Origin of the sequence: Microvirga tunisiensis (assembly GCF_009296175.1) — a bacterium.
GTDB lineage: Bacteria > Pseudomonadota > Alphaproteobacteria > Rhizobiales > Beijerinckiaceae > Microvirga > Microvirga tunisiensis.
The window spans coordinates 52,234-78,111 of the sequence record NZ_VOSK01000009.1 but is presented as its reverse complement, the minus strand read 5'-3'; the positions used below and the strand labels follow the sequence as shown (position 1 = coordinate 78,111).

Sequence of the window (25,878 nt, the reverse complement as noted above, 5' to 3'; positions counted from 1 at the left end):
AGGGCCTCGGTGGGGAATCCTTGAGAGAATTGTGTGGCCGATGAGCCTTCATCGACGCCCGCTGGCAGATCGAGGCAGCCCCGGACGAACACACGGAAATGCGGTGACCAACCCGCGCATCAGAGTTTGCTCAACCGTCGTCTTGCAGCTCTGCCGCCAGCCCTGCACAATCGCTCCATCCTGCCACGCCCGGCTTCCGCCCTGGGAACGCACACCCACGTCCAAGCTCATTGACAACGAACATCAGAGAGACCGGGTATTCCCCTAACCGTGTAACCGAGTGGTAACCACGGCCCCTTCGGCGGCCCTGAAATACTGGCGATCCCGGGAAGACTCGAACTTCCGACCTTCGGTTTAGGAAACCGCTGCTCTGTCCTGCTGAGCTACGGGACCGCTTGAGACCACGGGATGTAGCATGGTCGGCATGGTCATTCCAGTGGGTTGAGGCCCTGGAAAGTCGCATCGGCAAGCGATCGCCCATGCCTCGCGGAGGGTGCGAAGGAACTCCGCATGGCCGGCCCGGTTTGTTGAAGGCAACCGGAGGCATATCATGGCGCAGACGCTTCGAGACTTTCTGAAACAGGTGGAGAAACTTCCTCCCGATACCCTGCTCTGCGTGGCTGAGGTGGATGAGGCATTTGCCGCTCACATAGAGGAAATCGAGATCGTCGAAGACGCGAAGGCGCAAAACCGGAAAGCGGAAGGCACCGAGGCCATCGAGCTCGGAAACGGCAATCAGAGGGTCGTGGTGATCCGCTGGTAGGGGCCCGAAGCGCCTGCTTGTCTGAAGCAGAAACCTGCCGATCTTGGCCGCAACAATTTGCGCCCTCTGCAATTGAACCCCCAGGAAGCGGCTCTCGCCAGCATGCGGTTTTCTCCTGAGGATCGGAGATCCTGCGTCCCGCCGTTATCCATCACCGCACGAAAACCAGTCAGGATTTCACCATGACGAAGAACATCCCAGGCTCCCGCACCAACCCTGAGGGCATTCCGCAGGAAGGCCATGGCGGCTCGAATGCGCGCGGCACCCAGCATCAGCAGGGCAAGGACGGCAACGGCGCCCAGAAGCGGCAACAAGAGAAGAAATCATGAGCAGCAATGGCAATCGAAGCAACCCGAACGAGACCCGCGTTGCGGGCCATCAGGAGAACGATCAGGCTCACGTCAATGCGAGCGGCCAGCCTGACATCGGCAAGCAGGGCGGCGTGACACACCAGGAGACCCGCGACCACAACAAGCACAATAATGCGGGGCAAAGCGGTCACAAGCCGCAGCAACACAGCCCGGCGCAGGAAAAGCACTGATCCGATCGCTTCAAGCGTAGCCGTTCTCGGCCGAAGGGGTATGATCCCGTCCGATGATGGGATCGACCCTGCGAATTATCTTGAGCGCGAGCCTTGGGATCGTCCTTACGGTCCCGGCTGGTCGGGCGCAGCCAGTTGCGCCGACACGGCCGAGAACAGACTGCACGGCCGAGGCGCAGCCTGATCGGCTGCAGAGTCTTTCCCAGGAGGGAGACCTTGTCCTGGCGTCCGGCCGCCTTGCCAAGCTCGCCGGTATCCGGCTCCCGGACGGGGCGCCCTATCGGGAGCAAGCCATATCCTGGCTGCAGGTCCGCATGGGCGAGGCCATGCTGGCCCAGGCGGCGGCCGGTCCCGATCGCTGGAACCGGATTTCCGTCCGCATCCGATCTCTCGACAAGACCTCCTCGTTCGATTGGAGCCATGGCTTGATCGAGGCAGGCCTCGCGATCACCGACGCGGGCCTGGATGAAACCTTCTGCCAGTCGGAATTGCTCGCCCTCGAGTCCACGGCCCGCGAACGACGCCTTGGTCTTTGGGCCGATGACCGCTATAAGCCCATGGATGTCAATCAACCCGAGCGTCTGCGGGACCGAATCGGCAGCTTCGTGCTGGTCGAGGGTCGCGTCAGAAGCATCGGCGAGCGCAAGCAACTTAGCTATTTGAACTTCGGGGGGCTCTGGGCAGAAGACTTCACGATCATCATTCCCCGGAAGACCTGGAAACAGATGTCGGACCGCGGCATGGGCACCGAGGCGCTCAAGGGCCAGCGGATCAGAGCCCGAGGCATTTTGCAGCCTTGGCAAGGGACAGTCTTCTCCATTGTTATACCGGACATGATCGAGCGTCTTGAAGGCGGCCGCCTGCCACGATGAACGAGCATGAGCACAACACGTCAGACAGGCAGAGCATCGTGCGGAAAAGTGGTCCCGGTTTTCCGCGAAGAACGGCGCGCTCTTCAAGGGCAGGAGCATCGGATGAATTCCAAAAGTGCATCCCGCTTTTGGGGCCGCTTCTCTAGCCTTCGGATCCTCGCCAGCGTGATGCTCGGCACCCTCGTGGCAGGGTGCTCCGGCTTCGGCGGTGACATTTCGCTGCCTGCCAACGCGCCGCGGGTGATCGGCCCGGACCGGGACCGCGACCATATCCGGCTTGTGAGGGCCTTTGGCGGCGAAGGCCGGGCGCCGCAACTCCAGCAGATGCTGACTGATGTGACGAACCGGCTGGTCATGGCCACCGACAGGCCCGACGAGGCCTTCCAGGTGACGATCCTCAACTCGCCCGTGGTCAATGCCTTCGCTCTGCCGAACGGGCGCCTCTACGTCACGCGCGGGCTCCTGGCGCTCGCCAACGACACCTCCGAGGTGGCGGCCGTGCTGTCGCACGAGATCGCCCACGTGACCCTCCGTCACGCCACCCAGCGCAGCGAATTGCAGGCGCGCTCGGACCTGATCGAGCACGTGGCCGAGAATGTGCTGAACGATGCCGAGGAGGCCGCCGTGGCGCAGAGCCAGGCCCGTTCGACTCTGGCAAGCTTCTCGCGTGCGCAGGAGCTCGAGGCGGACCAGACAGGCGTCAAGGTTCTGGCCCGGGCCGGCTTCGATCCTTTCGGCGCTCCGCGCTTCCTGACGGCGCTGGGGCGCTCGGGCACGAGTTCGGATGCCTCGACGGCCGAGCGGAACGCTTCGCATCCGCGCACCGACGACCGGGTGGCGCGAGCGCTGCAGGCGGCGCGGCGCACAGGCATGCAGGGAACCGGCGAAACGGGACACCTCGCCTATCTGACAGCCCTCGATAGCCTCTCCTATGGCGACGATCCGGCCGACGGTGTCGTGAAAGGCCGCCGCTTCATCCATTCGCGGCTCGGCGTCGCCTTCGAGGCACCGGAGGGCTTTACCCTGGAGAACACCTCCCAGGCCGTGTTGGGTGCGTCAGGCGACGGCGAGCGCCGCCTCCTCTTCGATGCGGCCGACACGCCGGAGGGACAGAGCCTGGAGGATGTGCTGCGCTCCACCTGGACGGATACGGTCGAGCCCGGCACCCTAACGACCGGAACCGTAAACGGCCTGCCCGTGGTCACGGCCCTGTCCAACGGCAAGGAATGGACCTTCCGCCTCTCGGCCATTCGGATCGGCAACACCACCTACCGGCTCATCATGGCGACCCGCGGGAACAGGGGCGACCTGGAAGGGATCTTCCAGCAGACCCTGAACAGCGTCCGGCAGGTGCAGCCCGATGAGGCCCGTCGAATCAGGCCCTTGAAGCTGCAGATCGTGACCGCCCAGCGGGGCGATACGGCACAGACGCTTGCCGCCCGGATGCCGATCGACCGGGCCCTCGAGAAATTCCTGCTTCTCAACGGTCTCGACAGGAATGCCGCGCTCAAAGTGGGCGAGCGCTACAAGATCGTCGTGGAATAGCCGTTCCGGCTCCCGAAAAGATCGGCGAGGCAGTGACCCTGCCTCGCCGAAAGAACAGCCGATCTCAAAGGGCTCGGAAGAGCCCGGCACCTACACGAAGGCGCCGGAGGCCTGGGGATATTTTTCGACCAGAGCGCGCTTGAGCTTTTCCAGCGCTCGGTTCTCGATCTGACGCACGCGCTCCTTCGAAATCCCGAGCCTGTCGCCCAGGAACTCCAGGGTCACCTGCTCATCGTCGAGGCGACGGGCGCGCAGGATCCGCAATTCGCGTTCGTTGAGAACTTCGAGCGCCTGCTGCAGCCAGCGCACACGGCGCTCGGTATCGATCACGTCGCTGACGCTCTCATCCGGAAGCGGGCTGTTGTCGACGAGGAATTCGACACGCTCTGCGGAATTGGATGGGTCGGCATCGAGAACGGGGGCGTTGAGGGAGGTATCGGGCGCCGAGAGACGGGCATCCATGAGCGCCACATCGGCCTTCGATACGCCGATCGCCTCGGCGATCTTCGCATGCACGTCGGAGGAGATGCGCTCCTCCCCGCCGCGGGTCAGGCGGGCGCGCAGGCGGCGCAGATTGAAGAAAAGTGCCTTCTGGGCGGAACTCGTTCCGCCGCGAACGATTGACCAATTGCGAAGGATGTAATCTTGCACGGAGGCACGGATCCACCAAGTCGCATAGGTTGAAAAGCGGACTTCGCGCTCTGGCTCGAACCGGGCGGCTGCCTCGAGAAGACCTACATGGCCTTCTTGAACGAGATCGGCCATCGGCAAACCGTAATGACGGAATCGAGCTGCCAGCGCGATCACAAGGCGCATATGGGCAGCGGTCAATTGATGAAGCGCCGCTTCATCGCGGTTCTCCTTCCAGCGCACGGCAAGAAGATGCTCCTCCTGTCTTTCGAGAAAAGGTGCATTCATGGCAGCGCGGACGAACCGGCGGCGAACCCCTGAGATTTCTCCCATTGTGTGCTCTCCCTTGGCAGAGACACAACGAGCGAGGCCGCAAAAAGTTCACTTCTAACAGCCAAGTTCTGCAAAATAGATTCCGGCCTTTGAAAAACAAGGCTTTGGCCACAAAAAAGCCCGGCGTGAAGCCGGGCTTTTTGAATGATCGTTCGACCTTTCGATCAGGCGGCCTCTTCCTGAAGGTCGTCGCCCTCGGCATCGGCCTCAGCACCCTTCGCGCGGCGCGGGGACTTGGCGAGGCTCTGCTCGATGAGCTTGAGGGCTTCCGTATCCGTGATCTTGTTCACGGCGGCGATTTCGCGAACGATGCGGTCGAGGGCGGATTCGTAGAGCTGACGTTCGCTGTAGGACTGCTCGGGCTGAGCCTCGGAACGGTAGAGATCGCGCACGACCTCCGTTACGGCAATCAGATCGCCGGAATTGATCTTGGCCTCATATTCCTGCGCGCGACGCGACCACATGGTGCGCTTCACGCGGGCACGACCCGTCAGCACGTCCAGGGCCTTTTGGATCAGGGCCGGTTCGGCAAGCTTGCGCATGCCCACGCTGGAAGCTTTACCGGTCGGAACGCGAAGGACCATCTTGTCCTTGTCGAACGAGACCACGTACAGCTCCAGTTTGAAACCCGCGATTTCCTGCTCTTCGATGGCCGTGATGCGGCCGACACCGTGAGCGGGATAAACGATCGCTTCACCGGACTTGAACCCAAGGCGCTGGGCGGACTTCTTGGCGGTTGTCATGCGAGAGAGGCCTCCTTGCATGGCCCTCACCGATGGTGAGGGAGCTGTGGTTCCATTGGGCAGGGCCCCAGGGGAACGAGGATAGGATGTGAGTGTCGCGGAACTTGACTATTCCGCTCGTCTCCCTGATGTAAGCCAGCGGCTACAAACGCTCATGCCCTTGACCAAGGCAGCGATGCTCCCTTAAGTCAAAGGACGCGAATCTTTGCTTCATTATGTGAACCGCCGGTCGGCAGAGACGGTGCACGGGCTTGAGCGCAAGCGACGGCATTAGCGGACCCTATCACAGTCCGGCCGAAAAAGCAAAAATATTTCAAGGGATAGCGTAAAGAGGGCCTGTTCATGGCCGCGCTTGAAGCCTGTCGCTTCGTGCGGGAAAGGCGCCCCGGTTTCCCGCTTTCAACGATGCGTTCACTAAGGAAAGAGCATCGGGCCGAGCCCAAAAGGGCCTTCCACATTGGGCCCGATGCTAATCGCCGTCACCCGGATTGGCCGAGAAATACGCTTCGAACTTGCCGGCAACGCCGTCGAATTCCTTCGCATCGGCGGGCGGATCCTTCTTGATGGTGAGGTTGGGCCAGCTCTTCGCCATATCGGCATTGAGCTTCAGCCATTGCTCGAGACCCGGCTCCGCATCCGGCTTGATAGCCTCGGCGGGGCATTCCGGCTCGCAGACGCCGCAATCGATGCACTCGTCCGGATGAATGACGAGCATGTTTTCGCCCTCGTAGAAACAGTCGACCGGGCATACCTCGACGCAGTCCATGTATTTGCACTTGATGCAATTTTCAGTGACGACGTAAGTCATGAACGGTCCTTGAGGGTCTGTTCGAAAGCCAACGAATGGCGATATGCCGCCGCTCTAGCCGTTGTCGCCGTCGCTGACAAGCGCCGCGTTGTCCTGGCTGAGATCTAGGTAGAGCTGCCTTGCTTCCGGTGCAGGACCACGGCGCTCGCCGAGGCCTTCGACGCGGATCACGAGCGTGGCCCTGGCCAAGGCGATGGTAATCACGTCACCGACGGCAACCGCTTTCGCGGGATTGTCGGTGCGCTGGCCGTTGAGGCGGACGAAGCCGCTGGCGACCAGCTTGGCCGCCAACGTCCGGGTCTTCGCGAAGCGCGCGAACCACAGCCACTTATCGAGCCGCTGCCGGTCCTCGCGCATGCGCTTCACACCCTCACTTCTTGCTGTCCTCAAGCTGTGCCTTGAGAGCCAACAGCTTGGCGAAAGGCGAGTTCGGGTCCGGCTGCTTCTCGCGGCGCTCAGGCCCGCCCTCGCGCCGGTTGTCGGGGCGCTTGTCGGGACGGGGACCGCGACGGTCCTCTCCACGGCCGGGACCGCGCGGCGGGCGGTTCTGCGGACGCCCGCCCTCCCCTTGCGCCTCGCGCCGATCCTGGCGCGGACGACGTTCGCCGGCAGGCTGCTGCTCGCCCGGGGCCTCGCCATGGCGCGGGCGCCGATCGCCACGCTCCTGCCGCTCGCCGCGCTCCTGATGATGGCGGCCGCCGCGGGCGTCGCGACCATGACGGGCCTGCCCGCCCTCGTGATGGCGGCGCCCCTGGCGCCATACCTCGATCGTCTCGGGCTCGGCAGGCGTCTCACTCGGAGTCTCGGCAGGTGTCGTCTCGCCGGACGCTTCGGCGGGAGCCAGGGCCTGGCCCTCGGGCGAGGCCATGGCCTCGGCGGCGCTCGTTTCCACTTCCTGCTCGGAGACGCTTGCCTCGGGAGCCTCCACGGCGACGGCGCCGATCTCCTCCGTACCGACAGCCGTCTCGGACGCCTCCACCGGCGCCTCCTGCGCCGGGGCCTCTTGCGCCGGAGCGGGAGCCTCTCCCTCGGCGGCAGCGCCCTGCGGCTCGATAGCCCTCGGAGCCTCGACCAACGGCACCGTGATGGCGGGGCCGGTGCGGCGCTCCATCACATAGCCGAGGGATTTCAGGATCGTGGCGAAATCCTCGCCGGCGCAGCCGACGAGGGATGTCATGGAGACGGTCGGAACGAAGCCTTCGCCATCGGCGGCACCGGCCGGCGGCGCGCCGGGGGTGATTCCGGGACGATAGGCGATGGCAGGACGGATCAGGTCGGCCAGACGCTCCAGGATGTCGACGCGCACGGCGCGACCGCCCAGAACGCGGAAGCCTGCGGCGCGATAGAGCCCATGTCCGATCTCGGGATCGACCGGGATCGAGGTGCGGCCGGATTGGGCAAGATGGGCGATCTCGTCGATGCCCTTCTGGTCGAGGCCGCCGTTCTGCAGCGCCCAGAGCTGGGTCGCCAGAACGCGGGGCGCCGGCTTCAGAAGAGCCGGCAGGTAAAGATGGTAGGCGCCGAACCGGATTCCCGCCTTGCGTAAGGCGCCCCGGGCATCCTGGTCGAGGCTGCGCACGTCGTTGAGAACCTTCGCGCGCTCCAGCACGCCCAGGGCCTCGCCGATCTGGAACCCGATGCCGCGGGCAAGACCCGTCAGCTCGGCGCTGTCCTCGAGCTGCAGCAGCGGCCCGAGCAGGCGCACCACATAGGCCTTCAACCAGGCGCGCAGACGGTTATCCACCTTGTCCCGGGCCGGGCCCGTCAGATGCTCGTCCGAGAGGATGCGCACCTTAGGGTCGAACAGCTTGTCGCCGGCCTCCAGCTTGGCGACCGGATCGCCCATCCAGCGGATGGTGCCGTCGTTCGACAGCACGAGCATGGCATCGGGGGTTTCCGCAAACCGGTCCGCCCGCGCGTCGATTTCCCCGGCCAGCGCCTTGCTGGCGGTGTTGCGCAGGGTTTTGGCCTCCGTGGTGTCGGCCTGGGGATCGGGCACGAAATGGAAGCCGTGCAGGTGACCGATGTGCTGACCCTCGACGGTGACGTCGCCGGTGGTCGTGATTTCCGCTTCGAGCATCGTTTTCTCTCTCAAGCGCCGCATGAGAACGCTCGTCCTCCGGTCGATGAACCTTTGGGCGAGGCGTTCATGGAGCGCATCCGATAGCTTGTCCTCTACCTGACGCGCAACATCCTGCCAATGCTCTGGATCCTTCAACCAGTCGGGACGGTTGGCGACGAAGGACCAGGTCCGGACCTGGGCGATGCGGTTGGAGAGGGTGTCGATATCTCCATCGGTCCGGTCCATGGCGGACAGATGGCGGGCGAACCAATCGGCCGGGATGGCCCCATCCTTCATGAGGAAACGATAGAGCTGGCCGACGAGATCCGCATGGGTCTGCGGAGACACTTTCCGGTAATCCGGCACCTGGCAGATCTGCCAGAGCCGCTCCACGGCATATTGGGAGCGGGCAAAATGCTGAATGTCGTCGTCCCGCGCCAGTACCTCGAGGGCCGCCACGTCCTCGCCCGTGGGCGCCCGCACGAGGCCGTGCTCCCTCGGCTGCCGGCCGAGCGAATCGCGCAGGCGGGCGAGCGACGAGAATTCGAGATCCGGGTTGCGCCATTGCAGGATGCGTACCGGGTCGAAAGTGTGGTTTTCAAGCGCCTCGACGGTTTCCGCATCGAAAGACGGGCAGCGGGCCGTGGAACCGAAGGTGCCGTCGCGCATGTAGCGGCCGGCGCGGCCGGCGATCTGGGCCAGTTCCGGGTTGTTGAGCTTGCGGAACTGGAACCCGTCGAATTTCTTGTCGGACGCGAACGCCACATGGTCCACATCGAGATTGAGGCCCATGCCGATGGCATCAGTGGCGATCAGGTAGTCCACGTCCCCGTTCTGGTAGAGCTCGACCTGGGCGTTGCGGGTCCGGGGCGAAAGGGCACCCAGCACCACCGCGGCGCCGCCGCTCTGGCGGCGGATCAGCTCGGCGATGCCGTAGACCTCCTCGGCCGAGAAGGCGACGATGGCCGAGCGGCGGGGCAGGCGCGACACCTTCTTCTCGCCCGCGAAGGACAGTTTCGACAGGCGCGGCCGCGTCACCACGTGAACGCCGGGGATCAGCGCCTCGATCAGCGGACGCATGGTGGCCGAGCCGATGAGGAGCGTCTCCTCGCGCCCGCGCTGGTTCAACAGGCGCTCGGTAAAGACGTGGCCCCGGTCGAGGTCGCTAGCGAGCTGGATCTCGTCCACGGCCACGAAGGCGAGATCGAGATCGCGCGGCATCGCCTCGACCGTCGAGATCCAGTAGCGCGGCCGGTCCGGCTTGATCTTCTCCTCGCCCGTGATCAGGGCGACGTTGTGATGTCCCGCCTTCTCCACCACGCGGTTATAGACCTCACGCGCCAGCAGGCGCAGCGGCAGGCCGATCATGCCGCTGTCGTGGCCGAGCATGCGCTCGATGGCGAGGTGGGTCTTGCCGGTATTGGTGGGGCCGAGCACGGCGGTCACGCCGCGCGCACGCACTTGCGGGGGAAGGGAACGACGGGCCATGCCTGGATGACGGGTGATGCGGAAAGGTCCCGGATAGAGAGCCGAGAGGCTGCAGGGCCGGAGACCGGCACGAGCAGACTTCTCTTCCAAGCAGCCTGAAGCCCATCGGGCGGCTGCGGTTAGCCCCTTATATGGTGCCGCAGGCCGCTTTCGCTACCGGAAACGACATGAATGCCTAAGGATTTTCATGACTTACTGAACGGCTCCGGCCTCGATGGCTTCGTCGGCCCTGACAGCCTTGCGGATCGGCGGCGACGCCTTGCCATCCTCCTCGAGCGACCAGAGGGAGGCCTGCATCTCGCCCATGCCGATCATGGTGCGCACGGAGACCTTGAGCGGAAAGAGCAGGCGCGGCCCCTCGACGGGTGCCAGCCATACGGAAATGTCCTTGTTCTCCTGCATGAACTTGGTAGCCGGACGCTCGCTCCGATGGCCGGAAATCGGCACATAGCGGGCATTGCAGACGAGAACGGGCCCGGAATAGCCGGGCACCTCGACATTCTTCGTCTCCCCATAGGAGAGGACCACGTTCATCCGGGAGGCCCCGTCGAAGACCGGGATGGTCCGGTCGCAATTGGCCGGATCCGTCAGATTCTTCGACGCCACGGCCGACATGAGCAGCGCGCTCATGGGATCGACCACGCCCCGCTTGTCGGCCGCCTTGACCGGGACCCGGTCGGGCCTGGGCTCCAGGGGCGGATCGATCTCGACCTTGGCCACCCGGCCGCTCTTCAATCCCATGCGGACGCTGCGCTGATTGTCGGAGGTCTTCGAAACCACGGCGAAGCTGCTTGAGCGGGGCGGCGCGTCGTCGGCAAGAGTGCCGGACGCACTGGCCTCGCCCTTGCCGCCGGTCAGGATCATGGCGAGCCCGGTCAGCTTCGCCCTTCCTTCCATCTCGTATTTCGATCCCGCGAAGGAGGACGACAGGTCCGCCTTGCCCAAGGGCAGGCCGGCAAGCGTGATGTCATAGCTCACCTTCAAGGTTCGAGTCTTGAGGGGCTGGGCTTGCGCGATAGAGCCCGATCCGGCAAAGGCCAAGGTCACGAGAGCTGAGGCGATGAGGCGCATAAGGCTTTTCCGTTAGTCTATTCTGTTGCATCGCACGAGATTCAGAATAAAACATGACCATGGTGCTTCAAAAAAACGAGGTGCGACGTCGCACTATTCTTGACGTCCTCCCCTTTTTTGGCCTATAGGCTCGCACCTTCCAAGGACTTCTGGTGTCCGGCCGCACGGGATCTGCGATAAGGCAAACCCGCGAATTCGAGGTCGCGACCCTTTAATAGACGAATAGGATTGAACCCATGTCGCGCCGTTGCGAACTGACCGGCAAGGCCGTGCTGAGTGGCCACTTGGTGAGCCACTCTAACCGCAAGACGAAGCGGAAGTTCCTGCCGAACCTCTGCAATGTCACGCTCCAGTCTGATACCCTGCAGCGCTCCGTGCGCCTGCGCGTCTCCGCCAATGCACTCCGCTCGGTCGAGCATCGCGGCGGCCTCGACGCCTTCCTGGCCAAGGCCAAGGCTGACGAGCTCTCCACCACCGCCCTGGGGGTGAAGCGCGAGATCGAGAAGAAGCTCGCCGCTGCGAGCTGATCTCGAATCGCTGAAAAAATCTGCTTTGCGGGCGGCTCGATGCCGCCCGTTTTGCATTGGTGTAAGGCTTAAGCATTTGCCTGGACGAGGCCGCTCATGACCCAAATCGACCGCCGCGACTTTGTCATTTCCCTGACGGCCATGACCCTGGTCGTCCTCTCGTCGAATATCCTGGTCCAATATCCCTTCCAGCATCTGGGTCTGGGCGACTACCTCACCTGGGGCGCCTTTAGCTATCCGTTCTCGTTCCTTGTCACCGACCTGTCGAACCGGCGCTTCGGCACGCAAGGGGCACGCCGGGTGGTCTATGCCGGCTTCGTCCTGGCCGTCATCCTCTCGATCATCCTGGCCACGCCGCGAATCGCCATCGCGTCGGGCGCGGCCTTCCTCGTGGCCCAGCTCCTCGACATCAGCATCTTCGCCCGCCTGCGCGACCGGGCCTGGTGGATGCCGCCCTTCATCTCGTCGGTGATCTCGTCGGGCCTCGATACGGCGATCTTCTTCTCGTTTGCCTTCTATTGCGGCGTCGTGCCGGGCTTTGGGCTGACGATCAGCTACATGCTGGGACAGGTCGGCATCGCGGACCAGTGCATCGCGCTGCCGTGGACCAACCTCGCCCTGGCCGATTACCTGGTGAAGCTCGCCCTCGCGGCGATCGCGATTGCCCCTTACGGCGCGGTCCTTGCCCTGATGCGCCCGAGGCTCCAGCGGGCGGCCTGATCAGGCCGCTCCAGCATTTCTCCTCAAAGCGCATCCTCTGCATAGGGAGGATGCGGAATGGCTTGGTGCGCCGCGCGTAAGGCCGCGGACCAGCGTTCGCGCAGGTCGCGGAAATAGGGCTCGTCCTCCTGGATCCGGTAGGTGATCCCGGCCTTCAGGGCATTGTGCTTGGCCACGACGATATCGATCGGCAGGCCGACGCCCAGATTGGATTTCAGCGTCGAATCCATGGAGATGAGGCCCAGCTTCAAGGCCTCCACGAGGCTGGTGCCGTGGGAAATCGCCCGGTCGAGGATCGGCTTGCCGTATTTCGGCTCGCCGATCTGCAGGAAGGGCGTATCGATGGTGGCCTCGATGGCGTTGCCGGCCGAATAGACCTGATAGAGCCGCATCGGGGTCGACCCGATCTGCCCGCCGAGCAGCATGGTGACGTCGAAGGTCATCTGGCGTTTTTCGATCTCGACCCCGTCCATTTCGTAGACCTGGCGGATGGCGCGGCCGACGAGCTGGGCCGCCTTGAACAGGCTGGGCACCGTCAGAAGCGTCTCGACCATACCGGTTTCAGGATTTTCCAGCCCCTCGGTCAGCAGGGACAGGACGGATTGGCTCGCCGAGAGATTGCCGGCGGTCGCAAGCGTGACAATGCGCTCGCCGGGCTTCTCGAACAGATGCAGCTTGCGGAAGATTGCGATGTTGTCGACGCCGGCATTGGTGCGCGTGTCGGCGATCATGACGAGACCATCCCGCACGAGGATGCCGACACAATACGTCATGGGGGTTCCTCCAGGGGCCTTCTGGTCGAGTTGCTGCGTTGTCGAGGCCATTCTCACGCCTGTGCTTGACGGGCGCTTTCGATCCTCAAACGAACGTCGAGCGCTTCACGGGTGATTCCGTAATAGCTTCCTCGAACCGGGGCCGCATCAAGATAATCGAGCCCGACGGCCAATCTGACGTAGTGTTCCGTTGCGGAAATGGCGTTGGCGGGGTCGAAACTCACCCAGCCGAGATCTGGTAGATAGGCCTCGGCCCAGGCGTGGCCCGCCTCCTGTTCGGTCTCGCCGGGCTTGTGGAGATAGCCGGACACATAGCGTGCGGGGATTCCCAGCGACCGCGCCGCGCCTAGGAAAACATGGGTGAAATCCTGGCAGACCCCATGTCCCGCCGCGAAGGCGTCGGCTCCTGCGGTCGTGGCGCTCGTGGCCCCTGTGTCGAAGCGCAGGCGCTCCGGAATCGCGTTCAAAAGCGCATGAGTCTGATCCAGCGGACCCGTAAAGCGCCCGGCGGTCGTCTCGGCGAATTCGCGGATGGCGGCATCGGGCCTGGTCAGGGGCGTTTCCCGCAAATAGAAGATCTCCGGGAAGCGCTCGACCCCTCCCCGAATGAGGCCTGCCGTATCCGTCGTCTCGATCTCGCCGGCCACATGCAGGCTGATCTGGCTCACGGGACCCGAGACCGACAGGCTGTGGACAATGTTGCCGTACCAGTCCTCCCGGCGCATCAGTCGGGCGTCACCGTCCAGATCGATGTTCCAGGAGAGGACCGTTTGACCGTCATGACCGCGCGGTGTGAGCCGCAGGAGCTGGACCGCGGACTTGGCGGGCTCGCTGTAGTGATAGACCGTCTCGTGGGTGATGCGGATGCGCATGGGTCAGCACAGATACTGGTTCGTGATGGCGTGACCGAGCCGGTTGTTCTCGGCCAGGAAGTCCTGCAGGAATTCATGCAGCCCGTGCTGGAAGATATCCTCGATGTTCCGGTTTGTCAGGCGGGCATGGGTCGCCCGCGCCTGACGCTGCGCGACGCCCGATGTGCCATAGCGGTGCGAGATGTCGTCGAGATGGCGCGAGAGGGCCGCGTAGCAGGCTGACAGCGAGCGCGGCATCTCCTCGCGCAGGATCAGGAGATCCGCCACGAGCCAGGGCCTCAGGTTCTGGTGATAGACCCATTGATAGCTCACGAGCGCGGAGACCGAGCGCAGGATGGCAGCCCATTGGTAATAATCGATGCCGCCCCCGACCGCCGCGTCCTGCGGCAGGAGCACATGGTATTTCACGTCCAGCACCCTGGCGGTGTTGTCGGCGCGCTCGAGATAGAGGCCGAGACGTGAGAACCAATAGGCATCGTTGCGCAGCATGGTGCGCATGGCGGAGCCGTCATAGCGGAGCGAGGCTTCCTTCACGAGGTTCAGGAAGCGGGGAAGGTCCTCCACCTTGATCTTCCTGGCCTTGTAGCGACGCAGATCGAGCCAGGCGGAGTTGATCGCCTCCCACATCTCGGAGGTGAGCGCAGAACGCACCGAGCGCGCATTCTGCCGGGCCGTGTCGAAGCAGTTCTGGATGCTCGAGGGATTCTCCTCGGAAAAGGCCAGGTACTCGATCACGTTCTCAGGGGTGGCATCCCCATAGATGGCGCGGAACTGATCGACGCCGCCGGCGGTGATGAGGGCGGATTCCCATTCATTGGTCTCGACGCCGTTGTAGGAAATCGGCATCGACGCCATGCGGTAGGCGACATCGAGGACGCGGGCGGTGTTCTCGGCCCGCTCCACATAGCGGGAGAGCCAGTAGAGGCTGTCGGCATCACGACTCAGCACGCGAAACGCTCCCGCTCATTCACTCAGCACCCAAGTATCCTTGGTCCCGCCGCCCTGGCTCGAATTGACCACGAGCGACCCCTCCGTCAGCGCCACGCGGGTGAGGCCGCCCGGCACGAGCCTGACGCCATCGCGTCCGGTCAGGACGAAGGGGCGCAGATCCACATGGCGAGGGGCAAGACCCTTCTCCGTGAAGATCGGGCTCGTCGACAGGGCCAGCGTCGGCTGGGCGATGTAATTGTCGGGCGCCGCGAGGATCCGCGCCTTGAAATGCTCGCAGGCATCCGCCGTCGCATGGGGCCCTACGAGCATGCCGTAGCCGCCCGAGCCGTTGACCTCCTTCACGACGAGTTCGTGCAGATTGTCGACGACATAGGAGAGAGATTCCCGCTCGCGGCAGCGCCAGGTCGGCACGTTCTTCAGGATCGGCTCCTCGCCCATGTAGAAGCGCACGATGTCGGGCACGTAGCTGTACATGGCCTTGTCGTCGGCAATTCCCGTCCCGGGCGCGTTGGCGATGGCGACATTGCCGGCGCGATAGGCGGCGATCAGGCCCGGCACGCCGAGAGCGGAATCGGGCCGGAAGACCAACGGGTCGAGGAAATCGTCGTCGATGCGGCTGTAGATCACGTCGACGCGCTTCGGCCCCTCGGTGGTGCGCATGTAGACCATGTCGTCGCGCACGAAGAGATCGCGTCCTTCGACCAGTTCCACGCCCATACGGTCGGCGAGGAAGCTGTGCTCGTAATAGGCGGAGTTGAGAGAGCCGGGTGTGAGGAGAACGACGGTCGGATCCCAGGGGCTGCTCGCCGGGGCGACGGATTTGAGGGTGCCCAGAAGCTCGTCGACGTAGTTCTCGATGGGACGGATGCGCTGCATTCCCACGAGTTCTGGGAAGAGGCGCATCATCACGTCCCGGTTCTCCAGCATGTAGGAGACGCCGGAGGGCGTGCGCAGGTTGTCCTCGAGCACGTAGAAATCCTGGTCGTCGACCCGGACGATGTCGATCCCCGCCACCTGCACGTAGATGTCGCTGTTCAAGGACAGTCCATGCATCTGCGGGCGGTAATAGGGATTGAGATAGACGAGCTCCGGCGGGATGATCCCGGCGCGCAGGATCTCACGCGCGCCATAGATGTCCTTGAGGAACATGTTGAGCGCCTTGACCCGCGGTTCGAGTCCGCGCGAGAGCCGGGCCCATTCCTTGCCGGACAGAATGCGCGGAATGATGTCGAACGGGATCAGCCGCTCCTCGGCTTCCGTATTGCCGTAAACCGCGAAGGTGATGCCGACCCGGCGGAAGAAGAGCTCTGCCTCCTCGCGGCGATGTTCCAGCAGTTGCGGCGGGGCCGATTTCAGCCAGTCCTGGAGGATGCGGTAGGCATCCCTGCTTTCGCCGTCATGGCCGCTCATTTCATCGAAGATCGCCTGCGCCGCCACCGGGTCTCCTCAGCCTCTCGAGGCGGACACCCGGCGCAAAGATTGGCATCGGGCCCGCATGAAAGAAGCTTAGTTGCCTAAAACCTAGGGCTTCAAGCGAGACGAAGGGATAGGGGCAGGCAAAGGATGATGAGAAAAACGGCAGATGCCTATCCGGAAGGCAACGCTCGCTGGCGGCTCAGCCAGACAGCGAGAACTCGAGCAGCAAGGTTTTCTGCAGAGAGCTGAAATTGTCGTCGGAGATCAGGGAAAGAACGACATCGCCGCCTTCCCGATGGATGGCGAGTCCCTCCATGTTGTCGACCTGATGCGAGGCTTCGCTCTCGTAGAGGGTCTCGCCATCGACGCGGGCGCCGAACTTGAGCGCACTCGCGTCGATGCGGCGAAGCCGGCAGCCGAAGCCCCCGAAGAGCGAGAAGCGGCGCTCCAGGATCACGGCATCGCCATCGGGCAGGAAAGCGAGGTCGGTGACGTCGTAGCCCCCGGAGAGAACCATCTGGAAGGCGCCCTGCCGCGGGCCCGTCAGGATGAAGCCGCTGCCGCCTTCCGCGAGCCCGACGAGCGCCCCATTCAGGGGCGAGCGCTGGGGCGCGACGCCGAGCGCCTCCAGGCCGCCGTTGCTGGGCAGGTCTTTCAGCTCCTTCGGCACAGGAATGGGAACGCCGCGGATGATGGTCCCTGCACCGGTGCGCTCGAAGCGGATCACGGCGTGGTTGCGCTCGACGCCGACGAAAGCGGCATTGCCTGCAAGCGCAAAGCTCTCCGTGTCGTAATAGCGCGATCGCCTCAATGGGACGCCGTTGCTCAGGATCAGAGGAGACAAAACCGGACTGGACAGGCCCGAGAGCCGGCCGTCCGATGTCTCGACCCGGGCTTTCAGCAATTGTGCATTGTCGGCGAGCGCAATGATGTCCTGGCCATTGGCTGAGCGCCAGAGACCGGAAAAGCCGCCGAAGGCCGAGACCTGCGAGCGCAGATCGACGCCGGAGCGGAATATCAGAGCGCCGAACCGGGAGCGGTCGGGATCGGTGGTGGAGAGATGGCTGATCGGCTGCGCCTCCACGTCGATGGAGGTCGCACCCCTGAAAGCCTGCGGGCGCTGTGCCAAAGCAACGCCTGTGCAGGCTATCGTCGCGGCCGCGGCACCGCCGCCGATCAGGAAGTTGCGCCGGGTGAGCCTCAAGCGACGGCCCTGCGCCGGGGAGCGCCACGGGCCGGCGGCCCGGCATTCTCCTCGAACAGCTCCGCGAGCTTCTCGGTCATGACGCCGCCGAGCTCCTCCGCGTCGACGATCGTCACTGCGCGGCGGTAATAGCGCGTCACGTCGTGGCCGATGCCGATGGCGATAAGCTCCACCGGGGAACGGGTTTCGATCTCCTCGATGATGAAGCGCAGATGCCGCTCGAGATAGTTGCCGGGATTGACCGAGAGCGTCGAGTCGTCCACCGGCGCGCCGTCCGAGATCACCATCAGGATGCGCCGCTGCTCGGGCCGCCCGAGCAGGCGCTTGTGGGCCCAGTCGAGAGCCTCGCCGTCGATGTTTTCCTTCAGCAGGCCCTCGCGCATCATCAGGCCGAGGTTCTTGCGCGCGCGCCGCCAGGGCGCGTCCGCCGACTTGTAGATGATGTGGCGAAGATCGTTCAGGCGGCCGGGATTGGCGGGCTTGCCGTTCTGCAGCCATGTCTCGCGGGCCTGCCCGCCCTTCCAGGCGCGAGTGGTGAAGCCGAGGATCTCGACCTTCACGCCGCAGCGCTCCAGCGTGCGGGCGAGAATGTCCGCGCAGGTGGCGGCGACCGTGATCGGGCGCCCGCGCATGGAACCGGAATTGTCGAGAAGCAGCGTCACCACCGTGTCGCGGAAGTTCGTGTCCTGCTCCTGCTTGAAGCTGAGAGGCTGGAACGGGTCCATGATGATGCGCGGCAGGCGCACGGGATCGAGCGTGCCCTCTTCGAGGTCGAACTCCCAGGACCGGTTCTGCTGCGCCATCAGTCGGCGCTGCAGGCGGTTCGCCAGACGCCCGACCACGCCCTGAAGATGGGCGAGCTGCTTGTCGAGATAGGCGCGAAGGCGCGTCAGCTCGTCGGCATCGCAGAGGTCTTCCGCATGGGTGATCTCGTCGAACCTGTTGGTATAGGCCTTGTAGTCGGGTCCGCGCGCCTCGTTGGAGCGCGAGGGCGGACGCCATGATTCGCCAGCATCCTCCGAATCCGCTTCCTCGGATTCCTCGGGCAGCTCGCCGGAAGGCCCATCGGCTTCTTCCGAAGCGCCATCCTCCATCTCGTCGCTCGAATCCTCGCTGATTTCCACATCGGCCCGGTCGCCTTGGCTCTCCTGCTCGGATTCGCCCTCGCCCTGCTGCTCCTGCTCGTCGGATTCGTTGTCGTCCTCGTTCTCCTCGTCCTCGGAATCGAGAGCCGCCTCGTCGGCCATATCGAGGGAGGAGAGCAGGTCGCGGATATTGCGGGCGAAGCTGCGCTGGTTCTCGATGTTCTTGAGCAGGCCATCGAGGTCGCGCCCGGCGCGGTCCTCGATGAAATCGCGCCAGAGATCGACGATCTTGGCAGCCGATGCGGGCGGCTTCGCGCCGGTCAGGCGCTCGCGCACCATGAGGGCAACCGCATCCTCCAAGGGAGCATCGGCGCGGTCCGTGATTTCTTCGTATTTGCCGCCTCGATGGTAGCGATCCTCCAGCATGGCCGAAATGTTGGAGGAGATGCCGGCCATGCGCCGCGAGCCGATGGATTCCACGCGCGCCTGCTCGACCGCATCGAACACGGCACGGGCGGCTTGGCCGTCGGGGGCGAGCTTGCGGTGAAGATTCGTGTCGTGGCAGGCGAGGCGCAGGGCCATGGCATCGGCATTGCCACGCAGGATCGCCACGTCCTGCGCGGTCAGCCGCCGGGGCGGCTCCGGCAGGCGCGCCTTGTCCTGCCCCATGAGCACCGGACGGTCGGACGCGAAGGCGACCTCGAGATCGGGCTTGCGGGCAATCGCCTTCATGGTGCCGGCGATGGAGCGCTTCAGCGGCTCCGCCGGCGCTTCCTTCTTCTCACCCGGCTTGCGGTTCGAGATGGACATCTCACCTCTCCTGACACCCGTTTCGTGTCATCCCCGCGAAGGCGGGGATCCATAACCACGACAGAATGAGGATGGTTGCTGCGTTTGCACCTGATCCCGAAACGTTAGCGGTTATGGATTCCGGGCTCGGCTGTGCCGACCCGGAATGACAGGATTAGCTTTACGACAGCACCATGTTCACGGCGCTCTCCGGCAGTTCCTTGCCGAAGGAGCGCTGGTAGAACTCTGCCACGAGAGAGCGCTCGAGCTCGTCGCACTTGTTCAGGAAGGTGACGCGGAAGGCGAAGCCCGTGTCGCCGAAGATCTCGGCGTTCTCGGCCCAGGTGATCACCGTGCGCGGGCTCATGACGGTCGAGAGATCGCCGTTCATGAAGGCCGAGCGGGTGAGATCGGCCACGCGCACCATCTTGTTGACGATGTCCCGACCTGACGCATCCTCCTGGTAGTGCTTCGCCTTGGACAGGACGATGTCCACTTCCTTGTCGTGCGGGAGGTAGTTGAGCGTCGTGACGATGGACCAGCGGTCCATCTGGCCCTGATTGATCTGCTGCGTGCCGTGATACAGGCCCGAGGTATCGCCCAGGCCCACCGTATTGGCGGTGGCGAAGAGGCGGAAGGCCGGGTGAGGCCGGATCACGCGCTTCTGGTCGAGCAGGGTGAGCTTGCCCGACTGCTCCAGCACGCGCTGGATCACGAACATCACGTCCGGGCGGCCGGCATCGTATTCGTCGAACACGAGAGCCACATTGTTCTGCAGGGCCCAGGGCAGGATGCCGTCCTGGAAGGCGGTGACCTGCTTGCCCTCCTGCAGCACAATGGCGTCCTTGCCGACGAGATCGATCCGGGAGACGTGGCTGTCCAGGTTCACGCGCACGCAGGGCCAGTTGAGGCGAGCGGCGACCTGCTCGATATGGGTCGACTTGCCGGTGCCGTGATAGCCGGTGATCATGACGCGGCGGTTGCGCGCGAAGCCCGCAAGGATCGCAAGGGTCGTATCGCGGTCGAAGAGATAGTCGGGATCAAAATCGGGCACATGCTGCTCGGCTTGCGAAAAGGCCGGGACCTCAAGATCCGAGTCGATGCCGAAGACCTGTCGCACGGACACCTTCATGTCCGGCGTAAGGGTCGCTGTCTCGGTATGTGCCGTCATAGGGGCCTCTTGGTCTTTGGAGTGTGTCTCGAAAATGTCATGGGCTTCTTAACCCCCACGACGGAATGGTGCAATTTCCTAATCCGCCTAGCTGCCTTGCCTAAAAGCATATCGTTTCAGCACAGGCCGGCGCTTTTGAGGGCATCGTGCGCCTTGATGATGTCGCGCAGGCGCTCCTCGAAGGACCGGTCGCCGCCATTGGCGTCCGGATGGAATCGCTTCACCAGGGCCTTGTACTGGGCCTTGATGGCGGGTCCGTCGGCGGTCTCGTCGAGGCCGAGGATGTCCAGGGCCCGGCGCACGGCCCCCGTATAGCGCGGGCGCTTCGGCTCGGGCCGGGCCCGGCTGGTCCGCGCCTGGGTGAAATCCTCGCCCCTGAGGATTCCCAGAGGATCGACATAGGCCCAGTCCCGCGTCTCCTGTTGAGCGCTCTGCCCCTCGCCGCTCCCGGCGGCGTTCACGCCCATGGCCCAGGTCGGGCGATGGCCGATGATGGCATCCTTCTGGAAGGCCGCGACGGCACTGTCGGACATGCCGGTGAAATAGTTGTAGGAGGCATTGTACTCGCGCACGTGCTGCAGGCAGAAGCGCCAGTACTGGCCTTCCCGGTCCCGCCCCTTGGGCGCGCGGTATTCGCCCGCGGCCTTGCAGGAGGGGTGCTCGCAGACGGGTCCCTTGGCCTCCTGCGGTTCGTCGGAGGAAGGCTTGATGCGGATGCTGTCGAAAAGTGGCGAGTTGAGATCCATGATTCAGCGATTATGAGTGGCTTGGGGCCTTGAGCCAAGGCCTGAACGCTTTTCGCCGCAGACCTGTTCAAAAAGGTTTACAAAACAGCATGACCCTTCAGCACTGGATCACACAAAATTTGCAGGAGAGCCTGCAGCCGACCGAACTGACCGTCACCGACGAATCAGAAAAGCATCACGGCCATACCGGATGGCGGGAGGGCGGAGAAACTCATTTCCAGGTTTATATCGTATCGGAAGCCTTTTCCGGCAAGAGCCGGGTCGAGCGCCACCGCCTCGTCAACGACACCCTGAAGGGTGCCTTCGACAGGGGTCTCCACGCCCTGGCCATTCAGGCCAAGGCGCCGGGGGAATAGGGATAGCGCCGGGCGCGCCTCCCCGCCGGGGAGGGAAGAAATGCGGCGCCTATTTGATCCGCTCGAGCACGCTCACGTAGTTCGCCACCGCGGCGCCGCCCATGTTGAAGATGCCGCCCAGCACCGGGTTCCTCACCTGGATGCCGCCGGCCTCCTCGCAGAGCTGCATGGCGGACAGGGCATGCATGGAGACGCCGGTCGCCCCGATGGGGTGACCCTTGGACTTGAGGCCGCCGGAGGGATTCACCGGCAGCTTGCCGTCGCGATTCGTCCAGCCTTCCTTGATCGCGGTGGCGCCCTGGCCCCGGGGGGTCAGGCCCATCGCCTCGTATTCGATGAGTTCCGCGACGGTGAAGCAGTCGTGAGTCTCGACGAAGGACAGATCCGTCAGCTGAATGCAGGCCTGGGACAGGGCCCGCCGCCAGGCCTCGGCGCAGCCCTCGAACTGGATGATGTCACGCTTCGACATGGGCAGGAAATCCTGCGCATGGGCTGTGGCCCGGAAGGCGACCGCGCGCTTCATCCCAAGCGCCGTTTCGGTATCGGCCAGGACCAGTGCTGCGGCACCGTCCGACACGAGCGAGCAGTCGGTGCGCTTCAAGGGGCCTGCGACGAAAGGATTCTTCTCGCTCTCGGCGCGGCAGAAATCAAATCCTAAGTCCTTGCGCATCTGAGCGTAAGGATTGTCGACGCCGTTCTTGTGGTTCTTGGCGGCAATCATCGCCAGCGCATCGGACTGGTCGCCGTGACGCTGGAAGTAAGTCCCTGCGATCTTGCCGAACACGCCGGCAAAGCCGCCCGGCGTATCGCCGTCCTCGGGCAGGTAGGAGGCCTTGAGGAGAATGTTGCCGATCTCGGGACCCGGCGTCTTCGTCATCTGCTCCACGCCGACCACCAGCACGGTCTTGGCGCGCCTGGCCTCGATAGTCTTGATCGCCTGATGCACGGCGGCCGAGCCCGTCGCACAGGCATTCTCGACCCGGGTCGCCGGCTTGAACCGGAACTTGTCATTGGCCTGGAAGACGAGGGAGGCGGTGAAATCCTGAGCCGAGAAACCGCCGTTGAAGTGGCCGAGCACCACCTCGTCCACATCCTCGACGGCCAAGCCCGCATGCTCCAGCGCCTCGTTGGCGACGCGGACGATCAGGCTCTCGACGGTCTCGGTATCGAGCTTGCCGAAGGGGGTGTGCGCCCAGCCGACGATGCAGGCAGTCATGGATGTCTCCTCGAGGATTGTGTTGTTGGAAGACAAAGTGGCCCTCTTTGGGGCATTCAGCAAGCCACATGAGCGCATGTCAGACACGCCCTTGAACATGGTCTTGAGCTTGGCCTCGTCCTGTCGTTCATCGATACATGACGCGAATCACGAAGGAAAATCCCATGCGCCTGTGTGTCTTCTGCGGTTCCAGCAGCGGCCAGGATCCGATTTATCTCGAGACGGCGCGGGCGCTCGGCGAGACCATGGCGGCCCAGGGGATCGAGCTGGTCTATGGCGGCGCCTCCGTTGGCCTGATGGGAGCGGTCGCCGATGCGGCTCTCGCCAAGGGCGGCCATGTGATCGGCGTGATGCCGCAGGCGCTGGTCGACAAGGAGATCGCCCATGGCGGATTGAGCGACCTGCGGGTGGTGGGCTCCATGCACGAGCGCAAGGCGCTGATGGCGGAACTCGCGGACGGCTTCATCGCCCTGCCCGGCGGCCTCGGCACCTTCGAGGAATTGTTCGAGGTCTGGACCTGGGCGCAGCTCGGCTACCATCGCAAGCCCTGCGCGCTCCTGAACGCCGGCGGCTTCTACGACAAGCTGACGGATTTCCTGGACGACGTGGTCGCGCGCGGTTTCGTGAAGCCGATTCATCGGGCGATGCTGATCGTCGAGAACGAGCCTGCCGGCCTGATCGAGGCTGTTCGTGCCTATGAGCCGCCGAAGGTCGACAAATGGATCAAGGCCGGCGAGCGGTGATCGAGATCGTCACGGCCCTCGTCCGCAACGAGCGTGGCCATGTTCTGCTCGTGCGCAAGCGCGGCATGGAAAGCTTCATGCAGCCCGGCGGCAAGCGCGAACCGGGCGAGAGCGACCCGAATTCGCTCGCGTTCATGCCTTGTAGGCGCCCACGCCCTCGCCGAGATGGGCATTGTTCGCCTCGCGGATCCTGGCGGCCTCCTCGTCATAGAGGAAAGGCAGGAAGGCGAAACGGCGCCCTTGCGTGACGCGGGACACCGCATGAAGAAGCGGGCATGAGAACACCACGGCGCCGCCAGCGGGAGCCTTGTAGCTGCGCGGTCCGTATTCCGGGAAGCTGACCTCGCCGCCCTCGAAATCGCCGTTGAGGTTGATCGAGACCGCAAAGCGGCGATGAGCCGTGCCGCTCGTCGTGTTGTCCCGGTGCGCACGGAAATGCCCACCGTCTTCGGCCGCGTAGCAGGAGACGATGTAGCGCTCCATGCGCGAGGGCTTGAAGAAATGCACACGCTCGATCTCCGGATTGATGCGGCGGACGATGCGGTGCTGCACCTGCCGGACCAGGTTCGGATCCGTGATCGTGTAATCCTTGCGCCGCTTGTGGTTCGGATCGTGGGTGGCGACGGTCTTGCCGTCGATCTCGCGCATGAAGCCCGATTCCTCGCCGCCATGCTGTTCATAGAGGCCGATCAGATGGCGGCAGAATTCAGGCTCGAACACGTCCGGGATGACCAGCACGGGGGCGGGTATCTCGAAACCGGCGAACTGGCTCACCGGTGGCAGGGCGCGCAGGTAAGCGATCACCTTCCCACGATCGCTGCCATCCTGTTCGAACGGGAAGATGGCGCGCACGCGCAAGGTGGGGTTGAGCACCATCCAGAAGCGGCGGATCGGGATCTGCGACTGGGCCGGCAATGCATTGCGCGGAAGAGCTCCGTAGAGGCGTCCGACCGCGCCGTCGAAATCCCAGAAATGGCGGATGCCGGGGATGATCTGCTTCGCCCGCATGTCCGACTCGTCCGCCGGATCGACGCTTACGCCGAACAGGGCGATCCTGTCGTCGTCGAACAGGTCGCGATGCTCCTCCTGGAATGAGGCCAGGGTCGCGCGCCCGATCTCGTCGGAGCCCGTTCCGTAGAAGCACAGGACCACGTAGCGGCCGGCCGCGGTGTCGAAGCTGTATTGCGGATTGCTGGTCGAGTTCTGCTTGAACCACGGAACCGGATCGCCGACCTGGAGGACGCGATAGGCGGGTTGAGCAGTCTCAGGGGCAGCGGCATCGGTCATGAAAGGTGGACCCGAACACGTTCAGATAAACTGTAACTTTGTTCGTTATCATGCGACTGCCGCACCGACAAGCTACCGCTGCGCCAGCAGCAGCAGGCCGACGCCGGCAAGGATCAGCAGCATGCCGGCCAATTCCCGTCGGGTCGTCGCCTGCGCCAGGAATCGGTGAGACACGGCCTGCGCCATCAGCACCTCCACGAGAGCAAGCGTGCGCACATTTGCGGCCGTCGTGAGCGCGAAGCCAATGAACCAGAACTGGGAGGCGAGCGCGCCGAGAAAGCCCGCTCCCAGCGACGGACGCCAAGCTTTGAAGCTCGCCATCAGCGCCTTGCGGTCGAACAGTCCGAGCCAGATCAGGAGAATGGTCGTCTGCAGGCCCAAGCCCCAGACCAGGGTCGTGGAAGCCCGGATCAGGGGGGAGCCCTCATCGAGCGACAGGATGGCGCCGCGAAAGCCGATCGCCGCCAGAGCGAAGAAGGCTCCCGACGCGAGGCCGAAGAAAATCGGCTTCACGCCCGATGACGTGAGGCTCGTGCCCGGCTTCACGGACATGAGCAGGACTCCTGACGTCGCAACGGCAATGGCCAGTCCCATGGCCGGCGTCAGATGATCCCCGAGCAGCACCAGACCGAACAGGGCCACCTGGACCGGCTCGGTCTTGGTATAGGCCGTGACCACCGAGAAGGCACGCTCGCGCATGGCCGCAAGCATGAGGGCCGTGGCAAGGATCTGGGTGACGGCACCGGTGAGGGCATAAGTCAGGAAGGTTGCGTTGGGCCCGGGAACAACCTCACCGGTCACAAGGTTCATCACAGCCAGGGCGAGAAGCGCGAAGGGAAATCCGTAGAGGAACCGGACCTGGGTCGCCCCGACGGTCCCGATGGTCTCGGTCAGACGCCGCTGCGTCGCGTTGCGGCCGGTCTGCGCGGCCGCGGCGGCCAGTGTTACCGGAATCCAGAGAAGGGATGTTGTCATATCGATTTTCAAACCGCACCGCTCTTGCCACTCTCTTGCCACGGATTTCGTTAAGAAGGGCGGTACAAACAAGCAAAAAGCCCCCCAGCCTAGCCAAGGTCAAGGTTTGGGACTAAAAGTAGCCCAGCTGACAGGCGGGGCTTGATCGAGATCCTCTCCTATCGTTGGACGAAGCCAAGGAGTCGTTCCGC

General features: G+C 64.0%; 26 protein-coding genes and 1 tRNA gene. 9 read left to right on the top strand and 18 right to left on the bottom strand.

Annotated features, from left to right (window positions below):
* Positions 1-316 precede the first annotated feature (316 nt).
* Positions 317-393 (bottom strand) — tRNA-Arg (locus FS320_RS05460).
* A 157-nt stretch (positions 394-550) separates the two neighbouring features.
* Here FS320_RS05460 and FS320_RS05455 point away from each other — a divergent pair.
* The 5 genes from FS320_RS05455 to FS320_RS05440 all read left to right on the top strand — a co-directional run bounded on the left by FS320_RS05455 (position 551) and on the right by FS320_RS05440 (position 3,721).
* Positions 551-763, top strand: coding sequence for a sugar phosphorylase (locus FS320_RS05455; protein ID WP_152710067.1), 213 nt, complete (start codon positions 551-553; stop codon positions 761-763).
* 182 nt (positions 764-945) lie between these two features.
* Positions 946-1,092 carry a hypothetical protein gene (locus tag FS320_RS45070; protein ID WP_153885287.1) on the top strand — a complete coding sequence of 49 codons (147 nt, stop codon included), beginning with the start codon at positions 946-948 and terminating at the stop codon, positions 1,090-1,092.
* A complete protein-coding gene (locus tag FS320_RS05450; protein ID WP_152710065.1) occupies positions 1,089-1,304 on the top strand; it encodes a hypothetical protein in 216 nt (71 codons plus the stop codon). The genes FS320_RS45070 and FS320_RS05450 overlap by 4 nt, the downstream gene beginning before the upstream one ends.
* A 53-nt stretch (positions 1,305-1,357) precedes the next feature.
* A complete protein-coding gene (locus tag FS320_RS05445; protein WP_152710063.1) occupies positions 1,358-2,176 on the top strand; it encodes a hypothetical protein in 819 nt (272 codons plus the stop codon).
* Positions 2,177-2,278: 102 nt separating this feature from the next.
* Entirely contained in the window at positions 2,279-3,721 is a 1,443-nt protein-coding gene (locus FS320_RS05440; RefSeq protein WP_152710061.1) for a M48 family metalloprotease, read from the top strand.
* Between the two features lie 90 nt (positions 3,722-3,811).
* Here the strand turns inward: FS320_RS05440 and FS320_RS05435 are convergent, their stop codons facing one another.
* From FS320_RS05435 to FS320_RS05410, 6 genes are all read right to left on the bottom strand, one after another.
* Positions 3,812-4,684, bottom strand: coding sequence for an RNA polymerase factor sigma-32 (locus FS320_RS05435; protein WP_152710060.1), 873 nt, complete (start codon positions 4,682-4,684; stop codon positions 3,812-3,814).
* 164 nt (positions 4,685-4,848) lie between these two features.
* Positions 4,849-5,427 (bottom strand): CarD family transcriptional regulator, encoded by a 579-nt coding sequence (locus tag FS320_RS05430; protein WP_152710057.1) that lies wholly within the window; start codon positions 5,425-5,427, stop codon positions 4,849-4,851.
* A 469-nt stretch (positions 5,428-5,896) separates the two neighbouring features.
* Complete coding sequence (gene fdxA / locus FS320_RS05425; RefSeq protein ID WP_152710055.1) at positions 5,897-6,235, bottom strand: ferredoxin FdxA; 339 nt, start codon at positions 6,233-6,235, stop codon at positions 5,897-5,899.
* A gap of 54 nt (positions 6,236-6,289) precedes the next feature.
* Positions 6,290-6,592, bottom strand: coding sequence for an RNA-binding S4 domain-containing protein (locus tag FS320_RS05420; RefSeq protein ID WP_152710085.1), 303 nt, complete (start codon positions 6,590-6,592; stop codon positions 6,290-6,292).
* A gap of 13 nt (positions 6,593-6,605) precedes the next feature.
* The gene (locus FS320_RS05415) at positions 6,606-9,785 is read right to left on the bottom strand and encodes a helicase-related protein (RefSeq protein WP_152710052.1); all 3,180 of its coding nucleotides are present in this window, start codon (positions 9,783-9,785) and stop codon (positions 6,606-6,608) included.
* 192 nt (positions 9,786-9,977) lie between these two features.
* Positions 9,978-10,856: a DUF3108 domain-containing protein gene (locus FS320_RS05410; RefSeq protein WP_152710050.1), complete on the bottom strand. Its 879-nt coding sequence runs from the start codon at positions 10,854-10,856 to the stop codon at positions 9,978-9,980.
* A gap of 236 nt (positions 10,857-11,092) precedes the next feature.
* On the opposite strand from FS320_RS05410, the gene rpmB reads away from it, so the two are divergent.
* Both rpmB and FS320_RS05400 read left to right on the top strand, forming a co-directional pair.
* Positions 11,093-11,383, top strand: coding sequence for a 50S ribosomal protein L28 (rpmB, locus tag FS320_RS05405; protein ID WP_152710048.1), 291 nt, complete (start codon positions 11,093-11,095; stop codon positions 11,381-11,383).
* 96 nt (positions 11,384-11,479) lie between these two features.
* Positions 11,480-12,103 carry a queuosine precursor transporter gene (locus tag FS320_RS05400; protein ID WP_152710046.1) on the top strand — a complete coding sequence of 208 codons (624 nt, stop codon included), beginning with the start codon at positions 11,480-11,482 and terminating at the stop codon, positions 12,101-12,103.
* 23 nt (positions 12,104-12,126) lie between these two features.
* Here the strand turns inward: FS320_RS05400 and FS320_RS05395 are convergent, their stop codons facing one another.
* From FS320_RS05395 to FS320_RS05360, 8 genes are all read right to left on the bottom strand, one after another.
* Entirely contained in the window at positions 12,127-12,876 is a 750-nt protein-coding gene (locus tag FS320_RS05395) for a proteasome-type protease (RefSeq protein WP_152710043.1), read from the bottom strand.
* Between the two features lie 53 nt (positions 12,877-12,929).
* Positions 12,930-13,748 carry a transglutaminase family protein gene (locus FS320_RS05390; protein WP_152710041.1) on the bottom strand — a complete coding sequence of 273 codons (819 nt, stop codon included), beginning with the start codon at positions 13,746-13,748 and terminating at the stop codon, positions 12,930-12,932.
* 3 nt (positions 13,749-13,751) lie between these two features.
* On the bottom strand, positions 13,752-14,696 hold the full coding sequence (locus FS320_RS05385; protein ID WP_162002840.1) for an alpha-E domain-containing protein: 945 nt from the start codon (positions 14,694-14,696) through the stop codon (positions 13,752-13,754).
* A 15-nt stretch (positions 14,697-14,711) separates the two neighbouring features.
* Positions 14,712-16,109, bottom strand: a complete 1,398-nt coding sequence (locus tag FS320_RS05380; RefSeq protein WP_152710083.1) for a circularly permuted type 2 ATP-grasp protein — start codon at positions 16,107-16,109, stop codon at positions 14,712-14,714.
* A gap of 205 nt (positions 16,110-16,314) precedes the next feature.
* The gene (locus FS320_RS05375; RefSeq protein WP_152710039.1) at positions 16,315-17,319 is read right to left on the bottom strand and encodes an esterase-like activity of phytase family protein; all 1,005 of its coding nucleotides are present in this window, start codon (positions 17,317-17,319) and stop codon (positions 16,315-16,317) included.
* Positions 17,316-19,214 (bottom strand): cobaltochelatase subunit CobT, encoded by a 1,899-nt coding sequence (cobT, locus tag FS320_RS05370; RefSeq protein WP_152710037.1) that lies wholly within the window; start codon positions 19,212-19,214, stop codon positions 17,316-17,318. Before cobT ends, FS320_RS05375 begins: the two co-directional genes overlap by 4 nt.
* Positions 19,215-19,374: 160 nt before the next feature.
* Positions 19,375-20,364, bottom strand: a complete 990-nt coding sequence (gene cobS, locus FS320_RS05365) for a cobaltochelatase subunit CobS (RefSeq protein WP_152710035.1) — start codon at positions 20,362-20,364, stop codon at positions 19,375-19,377.
* Between the two features lie 116 nt (positions 20,365-20,480).
* On the bottom strand, positions 20,481-21,110 hold the full coding sequence (locus tag FS320_RS05360) for a J domain-containing protein (RefSeq protein ID WP_152710033.1): 630 nt from the start codon (positions 21,108-21,110) through the stop codon (positions 20,481-20,483).
* Positions 21,111-21,199: 89 nt separating this feature from the next.
* On the opposite strand from FS320_RS05360, the gene FS320_RS05355 reads away from it, so the two are divergent.
* Positions 21,200-21,466, top strand: coding sequence for a BolA family protein (locus FS320_RS05355; protein ID WP_152710081.1), 267 nt, complete (start codon positions 21,200-21,202; stop codon positions 21,464-21,466).
* 49 nt (positions 21,467-21,515) lie between these two features.
* Here FS320_RS05355 and FS320_RS05350 read toward each other — a convergent pair whose 3' ends face one another.
* Positions 21,516-22,682, bottom strand: a complete 1,167-nt coding sequence (locus FS320_RS05350) for an acetyl-CoA acetyltransferase (RefSeq protein WP_152710031.1) — start codon at positions 22,680-22,682, stop codon at positions 21,516-21,518.
* Between the two features lie 164 nt (positions 22,683-22,846).
* Here FS320_RS05350 and FS320_RS05345 point away from each other — a divergent pair, with 164 nt between their 5' ends.
* Entirely contained in the window at positions 22,847-23,425 is a 579-nt protein-coding gene (locus FS320_RS05345) for an LOG family protein (protein ID WP_152710029.1), read from the top strand.
* Between the two features lie 132 nt (positions 23,426-23,557).
* Here FS320_RS05345 and FS320_RS05335 read toward each other — a convergent pair whose 3' ends face one another.
* Both FS320_RS05335 and FS320_RS05330 read right to left on the bottom strand, forming a co-directional pair.
* Entirely contained in the window at positions 23,558-24,712 is a 1,155-nt protein-coding gene (locus tag FS320_RS05335; protein WP_152710025.1) for a 2OG-Fe(II) oxygenase, read from the bottom strand.
* Positions 24,713-24,784: 72 nt separating this feature from the next.
* Complete coding sequence (locus tag FS320_RS05330; RefSeq protein WP_152710023.1) at positions 24,785-25,687, bottom strand: EamA family transporter; 903 nt, start codon at positions 25,685-25,687, stop codon at positions 24,785-24,787.
* Between the last annotated feature and the right edge of the window lie 191 nt (positions 25,688-25,878).